At 48.2% G+C, this 17231-nt stretch carries 16 protein-coding genes; 9 read left to right on the top strand and 7 right to left on the bottom strand.

Going from position 1 to position 17231, the window contains the following annotated elements; genetic code table 11:
- Positions 1-9 precede the first annotated feature (9 nt).
- Positions 10-2469 carry an ATP-dependent helicase HrpB gene (hrpB, locus tag L4D06_RS04340; protein ID WP_429737960.1) on the bottom strand — a complete coding sequence of 820 codons (2460 nt, stop codon included), beginning with the start codon at positions 2467-2469 and terminating at the stop codon, positions 10-12.
- Positions 2470-2649: 180 nt separating this feature from the next.
- Between hrpB and sfsA the strand changes: the two genes are divergently transcribed.
- The 7 genes from sfsA to panC all read left to right on the top strand — a co-directional run bounded on the left by sfsA (position 2650) and on the right by panC (position 8579).
- Complete coding sequence (sfsA, locus tag L4D06_RS04335; protein ID WP_429737959.1) at positions 2650-3360, top strand: DNA/RNA nuclease SfsA; 711 nt, start codon at positions 2650-2652, stop codon at positions 3358-3360.
- A gap of 131 nt (positions 3361-3491) precedes the next feature.
- The gene (gene dksA / locus L4D06_RS04330; protein ID WP_028023044.1) at positions 3492-3941 is read left to right on the top strand and encodes an RNA polymerase-binding protein DksA; all 450 of its coding nucleotides are present in this window, start codon (positions 3492-3494) and stop codon (positions 3939-3941) included.
- Between the two features lie 79 nt (positions 3942-4020).
- Entirely contained in the window at positions 4021-4893 is an 873-nt protein-coding gene (gluQRS, locus tag L4D06_RS04325) for a tRNA glutamyl-Q(34) synthetase GluQRS (RefSeq protein ID WP_274162876.1), read from the top strand.
- Positions 4894-4961: 68 nt separating this feature from the next.
- Positions 4962-6356: a polynucleotide adenylyltransferase PcnB gene (gene pcnB / locus L4D06_RS04320; protein WP_274163011.1), complete on the top strand. Its 1395-nt coding sequence runs from the start codon at positions 4962-4964 to the stop codon at positions 6354-6356.
- Positions 6353-6835: a 2-amino-4-hydroxy-6-hydroxymethyldihydropteridine diphosphokinase gene (folK, locus tag L4D06_RS04315; protein WP_274162877.1), complete on the top strand. Its 483-nt coding sequence runs from the start codon at positions 6353-6355 to the stop codon at positions 6833-6835. Before pcnB ends, folK begins: the two co-directional genes overlap by 4 nt.
- A 53-nt stretch (positions 6836-6888) precedes the next feature.
- Positions 6889-7683, top strand: a complete 795-nt coding sequence (gene panB, locus L4D06_RS04310) for a 3-methyl-2-oxobutanoate hydroxymethyltransferase (protein WP_274162878.1) — start codon at positions 6889-6891, stop codon at positions 7681-7683.
- Positions 7684-7697: 14 nt separating this feature from the next.
- The gene (gene panC / locus L4D06_RS04305) at positions 7698-8579 is read left to right on the top strand and encodes a pantoate--beta-alanine ligase (protein WP_274162879.1); all 882 of its coding nucleotides are present in this window, start codon (positions 7698-7700) and stop codon (positions 8577-8579) included.
- Positions 8580-8692: 113 nt separating this feature from the next.
- Here panC and L4D06_RS04300 read toward each other — a convergent pair whose 3' ends face one another.
- Genes L4D06_RS04300 through L4D06_RS04290 form a run of 3 tightly spaced genes read right to left on the bottom strand, consistent with a single transcriptional unit; the run spans position 8693 to position 12053 of the window.
- On the bottom strand, positions 8693-9463 hold the full coding sequence (locus tag L4D06_RS04300; RefSeq protein WP_274162880.1) for an ABC transporter permease: 771 nt from the start codon (positions 9461-9463) through the stop codon (positions 8693-8695).
- Positions 9460-10383 carry an ABC transporter ATP-binding protein gene (locus L4D06_RS04295; protein WP_274162881.1) on the bottom strand — a complete coding sequence of 308 codons (924 nt, stop codon included), beginning with the start codon at positions 10381-10383 and terminating at the stop codon, positions 9460-9462. The genes L4D06_RS04300 and L4D06_RS04295 overlap by 4 nt, the downstream gene beginning before the upstream one ends.
- Positions 10384-10400: 17 nt before the next feature.
- A complete protein-coding gene (locus tag L4D06_RS04290) occupies positions 10401-12053 on the bottom strand; it encodes a SulP family inorganic anion transporter (protein ID WP_429737958.1) in 1653 nt (550 codons plus the stop codon).
- A 207-nt stretch (positions 12054-12260) separates the two neighbouring features.
- Here L4D06_RS04290 and can point away from each other — a divergent pair, with 207 nt between their 5' ends.
- The gene (gene can, locus L4D06_RS04285; RefSeq protein ID WP_274162883.1) at positions 12261-12902 is read left to right on the top strand and encodes a carbonate dehydratase; all 642 of its coding nucleotides are present in this window, start codon (positions 12261-12263) and stop codon (positions 12900-12902) included.
- A gap of 185 nt (positions 12903-13087) precedes the next feature.
- Here the strand turns inward: can and hpt are convergent, their stop codons facing one another.
- Positions 13088-13621 carry a hypoxanthine phosphoribosyltransferase gene (gene hpt / locus L4D06_RS04280; RefSeq protein WP_028023054.1) on the bottom strand — a complete coding sequence of 178 codons (534 nt, stop codon included), beginning with the start codon at positions 13619-13621 and terminating at the stop codon, positions 13088-13090.
- 246 nt (positions 13622-13867) lie between these two features.
- Here hpt and L4D06_RS04275 point away from each other — a divergent pair, with 246 nt between their 5' ends.
- Positions 13868-14464, top strand: a complete 597-nt coding sequence (locus tag L4D06_RS04275) for a TetR/AcrR family transcriptional regulator (protein WP_274162884.1) — start codon at positions 13868-13870, stop codon at positions 14462-14464.
- Between the two features lie 78 nt (positions 14465-14542).
- On the opposite strand, the gene L4D06_RS04270 is transcribed toward L4D06_RS04275, so the two are convergent.
- Complete coding sequence (locus L4D06_RS04270) at positions 14543-15571, bottom strand: ABC transporter ATP-binding protein (protein WP_274162885.1); 1029 nt, start codon at positions 15569-15571, stop codon at positions 14543-14545.
- Complete coding sequence (locus tag L4D06_RS04265; protein ID WP_429737957.1) at positions 15568-17199, bottom strand: ABC transporter permease; 1632 nt, start codon at positions 17197-17199, stop codon at positions 15568-15570. The genes L4D06_RS04270 and L4D06_RS04265 overlap by 4 nt, the downstream gene beginning before the upstream one ends.
- Positions 17200-17231 lie beyond the last annotated feature (32 nt).

Genomic DNA, 17231 nt, shown 5'->3' with positions numbered 1-17231 from the left:
AATGGTGGGTTACGCGTCCGGTTTAAAGTGTCGTTTAGTCAATGTCGTCGGCTGATGATTCGCTGGATCATCAGGCCACACATGCTTCGGGTATCGGCCTTTCATTTCTTTTTGCACTTCACGGTATGACCCCTGCCAAAAGCCAGCCAGATCTTGCGTGATCTGAAGAGGTCGCTGAGCGGGGCTAAGCAATTCCACCACCAAGGTAACCTGTCCGTCCGCGATCGTCGGTGAATGCGCTTGTCCATACATTTCCTGCATACGCACTGCGAGCGCAGGTTTTTGATCGGCTTGGTATCGAATAGGGTAACGAGACCCCGTTGGCACTTGATAGGTTTCAGGTAACAAACGATTCAACTCTTTGGTGGTTGCCCAGCCAAACCAAGCCTCTAGCGCACTATAGGTATCGACACTCTGTAAACCTTTCATCGATTTCACCCCGACCATAAACGGCGCTAACCATTCATCGAGTGCGGCAAGCAGACTGTCATCATCAAGAGCAGGCAGACTGATGGGCAATTGCCACGCCAAAGCACAACGGGCGCGAATCAATAGGCTTTCGGCTTTTTTGGGTAGCGCCAAACAAGCAACACCTTTGCGCTTAATCGCTTGCAGCAACGCTTGCGTCATCATCTCTTCATTTCGCTGAGTGATAGGCTTACGCGATAACACTATCTCGCCGCAGCGCAGTTGTGTTTCTGCAATCAACGCCCCTTTCTTATCATCCCAGTCTACCCATTCTCGTTCAGAAAACAGTGAAGGCAGTAGGGTTTGGAGAGCGGTAATATCTGCACGACAAGCAGTAAATACCCGGCTGTCACCTTGCGACATGCTCATTAAGTCCACCGCAATCAAAGCGTCCTCACCAGACAACGGATGATCGGCATCTATTTGCGCGCCGTGACCGTTACTCAGTAAGAAGCGCCCATCATTGCTGCGAGATTTCGCCACGCGATCAGGCCATGCCGATGCCGCCAATGCCGCTAAGAAATCCGAGTCAATGTCACTTCTCAGCGTGATGCCAAGACGGTGTGCGAGTTGATTTGCTCGAAGCCTATGCGGCCCTTTCTGACTGGCAAGCATGGTCAACTGCAAACGTAAATCAGGTTCTCGACTGCTTCGAGGTGGCTCTTCAGCCCAAGCTGCCAACCAACACGCGGTAGACAGGGCACGTTCCCCCATCGCTTTCGCAGCATGAAGCATGGCGCCAATTCGTGGATCTGTACCAATCGCGACCACCTGCTGGCCTTTCGCCGTAAGTGACGCGTTGGTATCTAGCACACCTAATTGTTCTAGTAGCGTAACGGCTTGCTGCCAATGCTGCGTTGGTGGAAGGTCAAGCCATTGCAAATCTTCTGCACCACACCCCCATTGCACCACTTCAAGCACAAGTTGCATTAAATCACTGGTGACGATTTCAGGATCCGGCACTGCGCGCATTCGCTGGAACGTGTCTTCGCTATATAAACGTAAACAGATGCCTTCAGACAATCGCCCTGCTCGCCCCATACGTTGAATGGCTGAAGATCGCGCGATTTGTACCGTATCCAATTTGGTAATACCTGACTTGCGGTTAAATCTCGCAACGCGCTCTATTCCTGAGTCCACCACCAAACGGATACCTTCAATGGTCAAACTGGTCTCAGCAATGTTGGTCGCAAGCACCACCTTGCGCTTTCCAATAGGCGCAGGAGCAATCGCCTCTTGTTGTTCTTTGGCTGAGAGTTGGCCAAACAAAGAACACACCATCACGTCGTTTGGCACTTTGCCCGCTAACGCTGTCGCGGTTCGATTAATCTCCCCCGCCCCCGGCAAAAAGACTAATGCTGAACCTTCTTCGTTTTCCATCAATTTTGCCACCGCGCTGGCTATCGCATTTTCATAGCCATATTGTTTGGCAATTGGCTGATAGCGAGCTTCCACAGGAAAGCTTCGTCCATCTGATATCACGAGTACGGCATCCGGTAGCAGTTCGGTCAATGCATCACTATCAAGCGTGGCAGACATCACCAACACCGTGAGGTCATCCCGCAAGCCTGCTTGCACGTCAAGTGACAGTGCCAACGCAAGATCTGCGTGCAAGCTACGCTCGTGAAATTCATCAAAGATCACCAAATCCACGCCTGCAAGTTCAGGATCGGATTGAATCATTCTGGTGAGCACGCCTTCGGTGACAATCTCAATGCGCGTTTTGTCACTCACCTGCGTTTCTCCGCGCACACGCAAGCCGACCGTTTCTCCAACACGCTCGCCCCTTTGCCCTGCAAGAAAACGAGCAATATTACGTGCAGCCAAGCGACGAGGCTCAAGCAAAATGATTTTCCCGTCGAAGACTTGTCGCTCAAGCAACACAGATGGAAGACGCGTTGACTTACCCGCACCTGGGGGCGCTTGAAGAATGACCTGAGAATGGGAATGCAAAGCGGATATCACGTCATCAAGGACGCTATCGATGGGGAGCTGTGACAAATTTAATGCCTTTATGTCAGAATTACCTGCAGAGTATACCCGAGTAACACCAAGATGCATGTTACGGACATCTGAACATGCACGCCAAATTGCGGATAGCAAACAGACACTGTTAATTGCCTGATTCGTTGGACATTATAACGCCACATTGCGTTATTCATTCTCATGCCAAGGACACTCATGAAGTTTAACCCTGCTTTACAGCCCGCAACATTGCTTCGTCGCTACAAACGTTTTCTTGCAGACATTCAACTTCCGGATGGCACCGAACGTACTATCCACTGCGCCAATACAGGTGCAATGACTGGCTGCGCTACCCCCGGCGATACGGTGTGGTACTCCACGTCAGATAATGCAAAGCGGAAATACCCCAACAGTTGGGAGCTGACCGAAACACATTCAGGCCATATGATTTGTGTGAATACTGCGCAAGCGAATCGCTTGGTGGTCGAGGCGATTGAAGCGGGTGTGATAGAGGAGCTTCAAGGTTATCCGACGCTTCGTACCGAAGTCCCTTATGGCGAGGAAAAAAGCCGCATCGATATTTTGCTGCAATCCCCGTCAAAAGAAGACTGCTATATAGAGGTAAAAAGTGCGACGCTACTTGGGGAGGGAAGTCAGGGGTACTTTCCTGACACGGTCACCACGCGAGGTCAGAAACACCTAAGGGAATTAGCCACTTTGGCGCAACAAGGCAAGCGAGCCGTACTCCTTTTTGCCGTGCTTCATTCTGGTATTGAGAAGGTTTCCCCAGCAAAACATATAGATGAAGTCTATAATCAGTTACTTATAGAAGCCGAGCTGCTTGGTGTCGAAGTTCTGTGTTACCAAGCCTCGCTCTCATCCGCGCAGATGAGCATAAAAAATAGGGTCCCGTTCTCCCAGTATTGAGAAAAAATGTAGACATCTTCACACTGGGGTGACAAGAGGCAAAAACAAAGATTGCCTCTAAATAGGGTTTCTGATATAGATACCGCCCTCTTTTGACCAAGCAGGTCAGGGTGTATTTAGGAGAACGCTTAATGCCAGAAAGCAAAGTTAAAAAATCGCTGGGCATCCTGGCTACGGCTGGGTTAGAACCTTACCAAGAGAAGGCCGGCGAGGAATACATGAATGATCAGCAAGTTGATCATTTCCGTAAAATCCTCCAAGCGTGGTGTAACCAGCTTAGAGAAGAAGTTGACCGTACTGTGCATCACATGCAAGACGAAGCAGCTAACTTCCCTGATCCTGTCGACCGTGCTGCCCAAGAAGAAGAGTTCAGCCTTGAACTTCGCAACCGTGATCGTGAGCGTAAGCTGATCAAAAAGATTTCGAAAACATTGCAACGTCTGGAAGACGACGATTTCGGCTTCTGCGATTCATGTGGTGTAGAGATTGGCGTTCGTCGCCTTGAAGCTCGCCCAACCGCAGATATGTGTATCGATTGCAAAACCTTGGCAGAAATCAAAGAGAGGCAAATGGCAGGCTAAGCCTACCGTCTCATCGAGATTTATGGCAAAAAGGGAGCGGATGCTCCCTTTTTCCTTTTTCATCACAGGCAAATTTACCATGCATTACGTCGGGCGCTTTGCCCCCTCACCATCAGGCCCGCTTCACTTTGGTTCTCTCGTCGCTGCGTTGGGCAGCTACTTACAAGCTCATGCCAACCAAGGACATTGGCTTGTACGCATTGAAGACATTGACCCGCCAAGAGAAGTTAAAGGCTCCGCCGACGCAATTCTACGCACCTTAGACGCTTACGGGCTGCATTGGGATGGCGAAGTGTTATACCAACACACACGATATGAAGCCTATCAAGCACACATAGATACGTGGTTAGACAATGGCAATGCTTACTTCTGCCAGTGCACACGACGTCAAATCAAAGATGCAGGAGGCATTTATCCGGGCACGTGTCGTCACCGCGAGTTAGAACGTGAACAATCCGCCGTTCGTGTTTGCATTGATAACCCCGTTCATGAGTTTGTTGATATCAAGCATGGTATTGTTCCACTCGATGTCACCATGGCCGCGGAAGACTTCATTATCAAACGTCGCGACGGCCTGTTTGCTTACAACCTTGCCGTTGTGCTTGATGATATTTATCAAGGGGTGACAGAAGTCGTAAGAGGTGCAGATCTGATTGAGCCGACTGGCAGACAAGTTTCTCTTTATCAGAAACTCGGCGCATCCACTGTCAGTTATTTGCATTTGCCACTTGCACTCAACGCTGACGGTAATAAGCTTTCTAAACAAAACTACGCTCCAGCGATCGACAATGCCAATCCGGGTCCGGCACTAGAAGCTGCACTCGCCTTTTTAGGCCACCCAATTCCCAACGAATTAAAGGGTGCGGGCGTCGAAGAATTGCTACTTTGGGGCAAAGAAAATTGGCATGTGAATATGCTGCCAACCGACACAGAAGTGATTACAGCTTTCTAAAGTACGAGGGCGTGATATATCATATGCCGTCGTTTTTATGACCCGACCTGTCAAATACGAGGTGAGTTATCTTTAATCGAGTTACCAGCTTTTGCCGTAAGGTGTTGAATCGCGATAATAAAACGCGTGAAATAACAGACCTGAAGCTAGAAGTTATTCCTCGCCAAGAGCACGGTATATCAAGAAAAGATATCAGCGAAAATGCGCTGAAAGTGCTCTACCGCCTAAATAAGGCGGGGTTTGAGGCGTACCTTGTTGGCGGCGGCGTGCGTGATTTAATGCTAAACACGCAACCCAAAGACTTTGATATTGCCACGAATGCGACCCCAGATGAGGTGCGTAAGCTTTTCCGCAACTGTCGTTTGGTAGGCCGTCGATTCCGTCTGGCGCATATCTTATTCGGACGAGATGTTATTGAAGTGGCAACGTTCCGTGGACACCACGGTGCTGAAGCCAGTGAAAAGAACGCCAGCAGCCAATCCAATGATGGCATGCTATTGCGTGATAACGTCTATGGCACGATAGATGAAGATGCAGAGCGCCGCGATTTCACGGTGAATGCCCTTTATTACAATATCGACGATTTTTCAGTACGCGATTATGCGGGTGGTGTTGAAGACCTCAACAACCGTGTCATCCGTCTGATTGGCGATCCTGAAACACGCTACCGCGAAGATCCAGTGCGAATGCTGCGGGCAGTGCGTTTTGCCGCCAAGCTCGACATGACGGTGAATGATGCAACGGCAGCGCCGATCCCAGCATTGGCCCACTTGCTGCGTGATATTCCCGCTGCGCGCTTGTTTGAAGAAAGCCTGAAGCTACTTCAATCTGGTCATGGTTTGCAAACCTACAAACTGCTACGTGATTTCGATTTGTTCACGCCACTGTTCCCAATCTTAGCGGAACACTTCACCGAAGATCGAAACAGCAAGAGCGAACAAATGCTTGAGCTTGTACTTCGTTCGACCGATGAACGAGTCGCCACAGAGCAACGCATCAACCCGGCCTTTATGTTTGCCGCGATGCTTTGGTACCCATTGGAAACCCGTGCGGAAGAAATCGCATTTGAAAGCGGTTTAAGTTATTACGATGCCTTTATGGTAGCGGCAAACGACATGCTGGATGAGCAAGTAAAAACCATTGCTATCCCTCGTCGATTTACCGCCATGATTCGTGACATCTGGCAACTGCAACTTCGCCTAAGCCGTCGCTCTGGAACACGTGCATACAAACTTTTGGAACAACAAAAATTCCGCGCTGCATTTGATTTCCTAGAAATGCGTGGCGAAGTGGAAGACGGTCAGTTAAAAGAACTCGCGCAATGGTGGGATGACTTCCAAAAAGCTGACCGTGATGGCCGTAACGACATGGTACAAGTGTTGAACAAAGCCAGTTCAGCGAAAAAGCTTCGTCGTCGTCGCAAAACCAAACCTCGCCGTCGCAAGCCGAATCAAGAATCATGATCCGTGCTTACATTGCGATAGGCAGTAACCTTGGCAATCCGATAGAAAAAGCACAAAATGCTATCGAAGCATTAGCGCAGCTACCGGATAGCCAATGGGTGATTTGCTCATCGCTATACAGCAGTAAGCCGATGGGCCCCACCGACCAACCCGATTACGTGAACGCCGTTGCGGCCATTGACACCGCACTGCTTCCGTTAGATCTTCTTGCTCATACTCAGCGTATCGAGCTGGAGTTTGGTCGAGAGCGCAAAGAAGAGCGCTGGGGGCCACGAACACTAGATTTGGATATCCTCTTATATGGTGATCTCCAACTAGAAAGTGAACGGTTAACCGTTCCACACTACGGGATGAAAGAACGAGAATTCGTACTTTACCCTCTCGCCGAAATTGCCCCTGACTTGCACCTGCCTGATGGCAGTGCTGTCGCTGATTTGGTCGCCGTCACGGATAAGAACGGTTTGACCAGTATCGCGTAAGCACAAAAGCCTCAGCAATCAACATCAATAGCAAGCAGGGTTTGGGAGACGATATGAAAAAAATTACGATAAATACCTTAATGGCATGGAAGCAAGAAGGGCGTAAATTTGCCACTGCAACAGCTTACGATGCCAGCTTTGCCCAACTTTTTGAATCACAAGAAATGCCACTGCTGTTAGTCGGTGACTCTCTCGGCATGGTTTTACAGGGTAAGAGTGACACCCTGTCTGTCTCTGTCGACGAAATCGCCTACCACACACGTAGCGTTCGAGCTGGCAGCCCGAATTGTTTATTGATGGCTGATATGCCATTCATGTCATATTCGACGCCAGAGCAAGCCTGTGAAAACGCAGCTGTCCTAGTGAAAGCCGGCGCCAACATGGTGAAATTGGAAGGCGGCGCATGGCTCGCTGATACCATAACCAAGCTGACGCAACGCGCAGTACCAGTCTGTGCTCACCTTGGTTTAACACCTCAGTCAGTGAATATTTTTGGCGGTTTTAAAGTTCAAGGTCGTAGCGAAGAACAAGCCGAGCAGATGCTCCAAGATGCTCTGACTCTTGAAGCAGCCGGTGCGCAGATTATTTTGCTTGAGTGCGTACCCAAAGCCCTTGCAGCACGCATAACAGACGCGCTTCGTGTGCCAGTCATTGGTATTGGCGCAGGGAATGCCACCGACGGGCAAATCCTCGTCATGCATGACATGTTTGGTATTTCCGCTAACTACATTCCACGCTTTTCCAAAAACTACCTCGCGAGCACTGGCGATATGCGTCAGGCCGTTGCGCGATATATCGAAGAAGTTGCAACAGGCGAGTTTCCTGGCCCAGAGCAGACGTTTAATTAAGGAATGCTGAAAATATGCAAGTGATCGCTGATATTGCCCCGCTACGAGATCAGATCCTTCAATGGCGTCGCGAAGGGCAGCGAATTGCATTCGTCCCAACCATGGGCCACCTTCATGATGGTCACCTTACCTTGGTTCGACGAGCGCGTGAAAACGCCGATGTTGTCGTCGTAAGCATTTTCGTTAACCCAATGCAGTTCGAGAAAAGTGACGATCTGGTTGCGTACCCTCGAACATTGGAAGAAGACACCGCCAAGCTTCAAGCTGAAGCGATAGATGTACTCTTCACACCCAGTGCAGAAGTCATGTATCCGCAAGGCATGGACAATCACGTTTCCGTTGAGGTTCCTACCCTCTCAACCATTCTTGAAGGCGCTTCTCGTCCGGGTCACTTCAAAGGTGTCGCGACGGTTGTCAGCAAGCTGTTCAATATTGTTCAGCCTGATGTTGCTCTGTTTGGCGAGAAAGATTTCCAGCAACTTGCTGTGATCAACAAAATGGTGGCGGATTTAGCACTGCCTATTACCATTATTCCTGTTCCCACTGTCCGTGAAATGGACGGCCTTGCGATGAGCAGCCGAAACACTCGTCTAACGGTAGATGAACGCCAACGTGCGCCAGTACTAGCAAAAACACTGCGTTGGATCAGCAGCCAAATGCGTGGTGGTCGTAATGATTACAGCGAATTGGTGCTTGATGGTAATGATCAACTTCGTGCTGCAGGACTAGAACCTGATGAGATTTTCATTCGTGATGCTCTCTCGCTACAGCCTGTTACTGAAAACACCTCAAAGGCAGTTATCCTTGCTTCTGTGAAGCTAGGTCAGGTTCGTCTGATTGATAACTTGGTGGTTGAACTCACTGTTGCTACTGTCGAAGACAACAGCGAAGAGTAAGTGCATTGAATCACTAAGCGCCTACTTTTGCTTCAATAAAAAAACCGCCATTGGCGGTTTTTTTGTGTTTGAAAGGGTTTGTTCCTAACGAGGAGAGCCCTGTTGTTAAGTTGTTAAGTTCTCAACCCAATACCACGGCTGATCAGATACCAAGCAATGGAATACAACGCCACGATAAACGCGATAAGCACAGAGAACGAAGTGACGATGCTGACGTCCGACACGCCAAGGAAGCCATAGCGGAAGGCGTTTACCATGTACACGATAGGGTTTAGCTTCGACACACCCTGCCAAAACTCAGGCAATAGAGACAGTGAATAAAACACGCCCCCCAGATAGGTCAAGGGCGTCAGTATAAACGTTGGAATGATACTAATGTCATCAAAGGTTTTCGCATACACCGCATTGATCAACCCGCCAAGAGAAAACACAATCGACGTCAGCAAGACGGTCGCGACAATCACGCCAAGGTGTGCGATGTGCAAATCGACGAAAAACATCGAGACAACCGACACGATCAGCCCCACTGCTAAACCACGACTCACGCCACCACCGACATAACCCGCAATGATGATGTAGTTAGGGACAGGCGCAACCATAAGCTCTTCAATGTTTCGCTGCATCTTAGTACTGAAGAACGACGACGCAACATTGGAATACGAGTTGGTGATCACCGACATCATGATCAAGCCAGGCACGATGTACGCCATATAACTAAAGCCGCCCATTTCACCGATGCGACTGCCAATAAGATTACCGAAAATCACGAAATACAGAGTCATGGTAATGGCAGGCGGCACGAGGGTTTGCACCCAAATTCGGCTATATCGTGTAATTTCTTTGATCAACAGGCTCTTAAAGGCGACCCAGTAAGCTTTGTTCATGACTTTGACTCCTCGCTATTTCGTACCAAATTAACAAAGAGCTCTTCCAATCTATTCGCCTTATTTCGCATTGAAAGCACTTGGATGCTTTGTTCTGACAACTGTGCAAAAACCGTATTCAAACCCGTGCTTTTGTGCACTTCGACTTCCAACGTGTGATCATCAATTTGATGCCATTTCACATCATTCAATTGTGCCACTTTGCTGTCCGGTGCGAGATCCAACACGAACGTTTCCACATCCAGCTTTTTCAGCAACGCCTTCATCGAAGTATCTTCCACCAGCTCTCCGCGGTTAATAATGCCGATGTTTCGACACAGCATTTCCGCTTCTTCAAGGTAGTGTGTGGTCAAAATGATGGTGATGCCCTGCTCATTAATATCTTTCAAAAACGTCCACATAGAACGGCGCAATTCGATATCAACACCCGCGGTTGGCTCGTCAAGAATGAGTAGCTTAGGTTCGTGCATTAGGGCGCGAGCAATCATCAAGCGACGCTTCATCCCACCAGAAAGCGTTCGAGAAGGCTCATTACGCTTTTCCCACAAATCCAGCAGAGAGAGGTATTTCTTCGCACGGATTTTCGCTTCCGCACGCTCAACACCATAGTAACCCGCTTGATTAAGTAGGATTTGCTCCACTTTTTCGTATTGGTTGAAGTTAAACTCTTGGGGTACTAAGCCGAGCTGCTTTTTGGCTTCAACAAGATCAGTGTCGATGTCATAACCAAAAATTTTCACCTTTCCCGAGGTCTTGTTCACCAGTGAACTGATAATGCCGATAGTGGTAGATTTCCCTGCGCCATTCGGGCCAAGCAAGGCATAAAAATCACCCTGCTGCACGGAAAGGGAAACTCCCTTCAGCGCTTTTACCTCTGTGCCATAAACTTTGACCAGATTATCAATTTCGATTGCTTTCATAATTCCCAAAATATGTTTTACGGCATTACTTCAGTAAGCCTTTTCGCTGCATGCAAAGCATCATAGCGCGACTCGAAGACATGAGGATCGCTGATCCAGTCTCCGACATGAAGTCTCTCTAATTGTTCTGTGGTTTGCTGATGAGGGCAGAGCAAGAAAACGGTACAGTTCGCTTCTCTCGCATCTTTTATCGCATTTTCAAGCGCCAACCCTACTGTCATGTCGATGAGTGGTACATCGCTCAAATCGAGGATCATGACGCGGTACTCACCAATCCTCGCATGTTGACGAGAGATAGCTTTCGATACGCTAAAGATCATCGGGCCTGATAAGTAGAAAAACAACACCTTTCCATCAGAACTATCTAATAAAACGCGCTCTTCTTCAGAAAGAGGCACATCATCATCGTCGGCATCGCTAATGGCTTTTACTTGTTTAGCTTGTTCGCGGCTCAAACGCTCAATCACAACAATGTTAGAAATGAACACGCCGAGCCCGACAGCGACAATCAAATCCACAAATACTGTCAATGCCATCACACCATACATAATGGCGGTTTGGTGCTTACTCACCTTATGTGCGCGTTGCAGGAAGCTCCAATCGAGAATATTAATGCCCACGTACAAGGCGATACCTGCCAGCACAGCCATCGGAATAGGGGCGGTCAAAAAGCCTGCGACCAACACGACAGCGGCAAGAATCAATGCCCGAACAATCCCTGCTAGCGGCGAACGCGCCCCTACTTGCACATTAACCACTGTCCCCATGGTTGCACCCGCACCAGGCAGAGCACCAAACAGGCCAGAAATCATGTTTGCGATGCCTTGGCCTCGCAGTTCTTTGTCAGAGTTGTGCTCTTCTCGGGTTAGGGAGTCGGCAATGACCGCCGTCAGCAAGGTATCTATACAACCTAGAGTGCCCAGTACCAACGCATCAATCACCATGGTGGTTAGCATTTCAGGTGTGAAGGTCGGCATAACCATTGACGGCAATCCCGTCGGGATTTCGCCAATCCGGCGGATGCTATCTAAGTCAAAGATCATCAATGACAGCAAAGTCACTGAGACCAGTGCCACTAATTGTGCAGGAATATATCGACGGTATTTTTTAGGAAAGTAGAACAGTATTGCTAGCGTTAACACGCCGAGAAAAAGTTCTTTGAAGCTCAGATTACTCAGTGTGTCAGGAAAAGCTTGAAGTGTTCCAATCACCCCACCAGCAGGTGCTGGATGGCCCATGAGCGGGCTGATTTGCAGTAAGATTAATATGACACCAATACCGGACATAAAACCGGATATCACGCTATAGGGCATTAACGTGACGTACTTGCCTAACTTAAGCGTCCCTAAAAGAACCTGAAATGCCCCTGCCATCATCACCACGGTAAAGCCCATAGCGATGCCGGTTTCAGGATAACGAGCCACCATTGCCGTTAATATGGCCGTCATGATCACTGTCATTGGGCCCGTTGGCTCAGAGATAAGGGTCGAAGAACCGCCAAACAAGGCAGCAAATAAACCTACGAGAATCGCGCCCCACAAACCCGCTTCAGCGCCAGCGCCCGAAGCAACACCAAAGGCAAGAGCGAGTGGTAAAGAAATGATTGCGGTCGTCACGCCGCCAAAAACGTCGCCTTTCAGGCTCCATTGTTTGAATCGGTTAAAATTCACAACTTGCTCCCTTTTATTACTTCCTTTATCGGCAAGCCACCGAATTGCGGCGCTAGTATACCGATGAAAAGCATCCATAGGCATCAGTTATACCAATCCAAATGCTGGTAGGAGGAGCTAATATGTTGAGTAGAAAGTGTTAAATTGTATCTAAATATGAACTTTACTGGTGTATAGTGACTCGCGAAGTCAGTCTTGGGGGGCAATATGGCACAAATTAAGCAACTCTTTGCAAACAACCAGAAATGGTCAAAAAGCATTAAGGAAGACAACTCTGTCTACTTTGCAGACCTTGCAAAATCCCAGCATCCGGAATATCTCTGGATTGGTTGTTCTGACAGTCGTGTTCCCGCCGAACGTTTAACAGGGCTGGATTCAGGCGAGCTTTTTGTCCACAGAAACGTAGCAAACCAAGTGATCCATACGGATCTCAATTGCCTTTCTGTCGTTCAGTATGCAGTAGACGTACTTCAAGTTAAGCACATCATTATTTGTGGCCATTACCGTTGCGGTGGTGTTCACGCCTCTATCGAAAATCTTGATCTTGGCCTCATTAACAATTGGCTGCTTCACATTCGTGACTTGTATCGCAAGCACAGCAATTACCTCAGCCCATTGAGCATTGAAGAGCAAGGAAACCTACTCTGCGAAATTAATGTCGCTGAGCAAGTATACAACCTTGGCAGTTCGACTATCTTACGAAATGCTTGGGCTCGTGGTCAGGATATTAAGGTTCACGGCTGGTTCTACGACATCAGCGATGGCGTACTAAAAGACCTCGGTATGACGGCAAATAGTTTAGAGAGTTTGGAATCTGGCTATACCAGTGCCATGTCCAAATATGAGTAACACTGGGTAAGCCTTGTTGTCATTAATTCGGCAAATTCTTTTGGCGCTCTTGATTAGACCCTAGACCCCGCTCAGACATAAAAAAAGCGACCATCTTGGTCGCTTTTTTTTCACGGCAATACTGTCATTAAAATCCCTACTCAAACATTTAGTGCCTAAAGCTAGGGGTCAATGACACACCAGAACTAATCTTCTAGTGGTACCACTTTGCCAATGAATGGCAGATGACGATACTTCTGCGCGTAATCAATACCCACACCCACAACGAACTCGTCAGGGATTTTAAAACCATACCAATCCACAGGAACGTCAACTTCTCGACGCTCAGGTTTGTCTAGCAAGGTACAAATACGGATAGAGTTAGGCTCACGCAGCGACAAAATTTCACGCACTTTGTCTAACGTATTACCGGTATCGATGATGTCTTCAACCAGCAATATGTCTTTACCTTTGATGTCATCATCCAGATCTTTCAGGATACGCACATCGCGGCTGCTTTCCATCGTATTGCCGTAGCTTGATGCAGTCATGAAGTCGACAGCGTGTGGCAAGTCAATAGCGCGACAAAGGTCAGCCATAAACACAAATGAGCCACGCAATAGGCCAACCATGACCAGATCATTGGAGTCTTTGTAATGCTCTGTGATCTCAGCGCCCAACACTTTTACGCGTTGTTGTACTTCTTGCTCTGAAATCATCACTTCTACGGTATGTTTCATTATCAACCTCGACGGTATTTCCGTCTAACTACCTGTGTAAATGAGGTCGAACATTCTATCACTGTGCAAACTCCACGCCTACTCTCGATACACGTCAAAATTTCGACGCTTTGTTCCGGCTCTTCGTTGTTCTGCAACCAGTTGCTGTTGTACACTTTGCAAGCGGTTGTTAATTATCACATTAAACATACACAAACGCTGCAATATACAAACATTATTAGCAAATTAAAGTTGGCAGGAATCAGAATGGCTACATCAAGTGGACGCACACGAACCCGATTGTCGCCAGAGCAGAGGAAAGAACAACTGCTCGGCTATGCGCTCGAGGTGTTTTCTAAACGAGGAATAGGACGTGCAGGGCATGCAGATATCGCTGAAATGGCAAATGTCTCTGTTGCTACCGTGTTTAACTATTTCTCCACCCGAGAAGAGTTGGTTGATGTTGTACTAAACCAAGCAGAAAAAGAGTTTCATCAACTCATCTCCCGTAACCTAGCACTCGGAAACGGTGAAGCACATGCATCCTTGTCTCATGTCGCATCAGCATTAATCAATGCAGCATTAGAAGACAAAGAGTGGCTAAAAGTCTGGTTTGAATGGAGCACATCTATTCGCGAAGATATCTGGCCTAACTTTGTTAAAGGGAAGAATGTCGTTCTCGATCAATACGCAAGTTTATTCGAGCAAAGCGATGCACAAATCGCAAACCGAGATCCAATGGAACTCGCTCGCATGTTCGACGGCGTTTGTTACATTCTCTATCTACAAGCTCACCAGCAACCTGATAAAGACGCGCTGACAAGCCAAGCTCAAGGCTATATCGACATGCTTTGCAGCAAGTAGCTAAGAAAAAAGAAAAAAACCGGCGTAATGCCGGTTTTTTTATATCCTAATCACAACCAATGTGCTGTTGCTATAACCTTAGTGGCTCGCAAACAGTACGGGGGCATGTGGCCTTATCTCAAGGTTCACAGCATCTCCGACATTGAGTAGTTGGTTAGAGTACACCATCAAGGTTTGCTCATTAATTTCAACCAAGTAGCGACTGCTATCCCCCATGAATTGCGCATCCGTCACCGTGCCTTGACCTGTCGAATCTGGCTCTAACGTCAAGTTTTGAGGACGGATCAACCACTCCAATGCCGTATCACTGTTTATGTGTTCAACGGGCCATTTTCCTAGCGGCGTGCTCATGGTGTTGTCATTATTCAATGACGCTGGCACATAGGAACCATGCCCAAGAAAGTCTGCGACAAATCGGCTGCTTGGCTGATAGTACAAGGTCGTTGCTTGACCATATTGCTCGATCACGCCATGGTTCATCACCGCTAACTTGTCAGCAAACGCGAAAGCTTCTTCACGACTATGCGTCACAAAAATGGCTGTTACGCCCTGCTCTTTGAATATCTTTCGAATTTCTTTAATCAAGCTATGACGAACTTGCGTATCAATATTGGAGAAAGGCTCATCCAACAACAAAAGGTCAGGCTTACATGCCAACGCGCGAGCAATGGCTACTCGTTGTTGCTGTCCTCCCGACAACTGATGCGGGTAACGTCCTTCCAAACCATCAAGTTTCACCAGAGCGAGCATTTCTTTCACCCGCGCAGCCACACTTGCCTTGTCCCAACCGGTCAAACCAAATGAAACATTCTCGCCAACTGTGAGATGCGGAAACAATGCGTAATCTTGAAAAATCATACCCACATTACGCTGTTCGGGTGGCATGTTAACTGCCTCACCGACAATCTCGCGACCATTGATACTCATCTTGCCACTATCCAGCGGCAACAGGCCAGCAATCGCTTTTAACAACGTGGTTTTACCGCAGCCACTCGCGCCGAGAAGACAGACTATTTCGCCTTTCTCAACATGTAACGACAGGTCACTCAGCACTGCCTGGCCGTTGTAACGACAAATCAAATCACTAACGGTAAGCGCTTCACTCATGAGTGGCTTTGCTCCAAAGAACGGTTAATCATAATAAGTGGGATTAGCCCTACAACGACCAACAATATAGCAGGCAATGCGGCGTATTCCAGATGCTCATCAGACGCATAGTTAAAAACATACGTCGCCAGCGTCTCGAAGTTAAATGGGCGCAACAACAAAGCGGCATTGAGCTCTTTCATCGATTCAATAAACACAAGCAGCATCGCTATCAAGCAACCACGTCGAATTAGCGGTAATTGAACGCGCTTAATGATGCTCTTGGCATTACATCCCATGGTGCGTGCCGCCATATCCAATGACGGAGAAACCTTCGCGAGACTCGACTCGACACTGCCAATCGCAACCGCACTGAAACGCACCACAAATGCCGTCAGCAAGGCAAACATCGTGCCGGAAAACAATAATCCAGGCCTTCCCCAGTCCATGACTTTGGCAAAGTCATTGATGGCATGATCGACACTCGTCAAAGAGATCAGCACGCCAATCGCAAGTACGGTGCCCGGTACGGCATAGCCTAATGAGGACATTCGCATCGGCACATTACTCGCTGGCGTGGCAGAAAAACGGCGATAGAAGTTCACCAACAGCGCAATGATTAACGCAACAACCGCGGCAATGGATGATACATAAAGGCTATTAAAACTGTACTGGATAAAGTCTTCAATCGAACTCGACGAATGATAGTCCCAAGCGTAAATCAGCAACTGGCCTAACGGCGCAAGAAAAGCAATCGCAACAATCCCCCAACACCAAATCGAGGCTAATACTTTGTATTTCCCAAGCAATGGTGCTTTGGCAATTTTGTCGGCGCTGACATTTTGGCTAAATAGTTTTTGTTTACGGCGACTGTATCGTTCACTGCTAATTAGCAGGAATATCACCACCAGCATGATGGCGGAGATTTTGGCTGCAGCGTTTAAATTCGAGTAGCCAAGCCAAGTGTCATAGACCGCCGTCGTGAGCGTACTGACCGCGAAATAATTCACAGTACCAAAATCACCCAAGGTTTCCATGGCAACCAATGAAGCACCGACAGCGATTGCAGGGCGCGCTAACGGAAGTGAAACGCGCAAGAAGCTTTGCAGTGGCGAACACCCCATCAAACGAGCCGATTGCGTGAGGGTCAGACTTTGCTCCATAAATGCAGCACGTGCTAGCAAGTAAATGTATGGGTGTAGTACCAAGGCCAGCACAAAGCATGCACCGGGCAAGGTTCTCAGATCAGGAAACCAATACTGAGCGGCAGATGTCCAGCCAGTGATATCACGGAGAAATAGCTGAATAGGACCCGCATAGTCAAACCAGTCGGTATAGATATATCCAACGATATACCCCGGCATGGCGAGAGGCAAAACCAGCGCCCACTGTAACCAGCGATCACCGGGGATTGAGTAATTGGCCATGAGCCACGCAGAAGGGATCCCCATTAGCAGGGATAAAAAGACGGTTCCCACTACCAGCAGGATGGTATTTAGCGTGTACGTTCCCATCACCGTAGACATCAGGTGACCAAACACATCATCACTTTCACCGACTGCGGTATAGAAGATCGCTAAAATCGGCAAAACCAGCAGCAAGGATAAAGCCCAACTACTGGTTTTCAAAAATCGGTTCTGTTCTAACATTGCCTACTACATCATGGCGTCAGATAGCATAA

Origin of the sequence: Enterovibrio makurazakiensis (assembly GCF_050336585.1) — a bacterium.
GTDB lineage: Bacteria > Pseudomonadota > Gammaproteobacteria > Enterobacterales > Vibrionaceae > Enterovibrio > Enterovibrio gelatinilyticus.
Note: the sequence above shows the minus strand (reverse complement) of the source record. Positions and strands in the feature narration are given on the sequence as shown.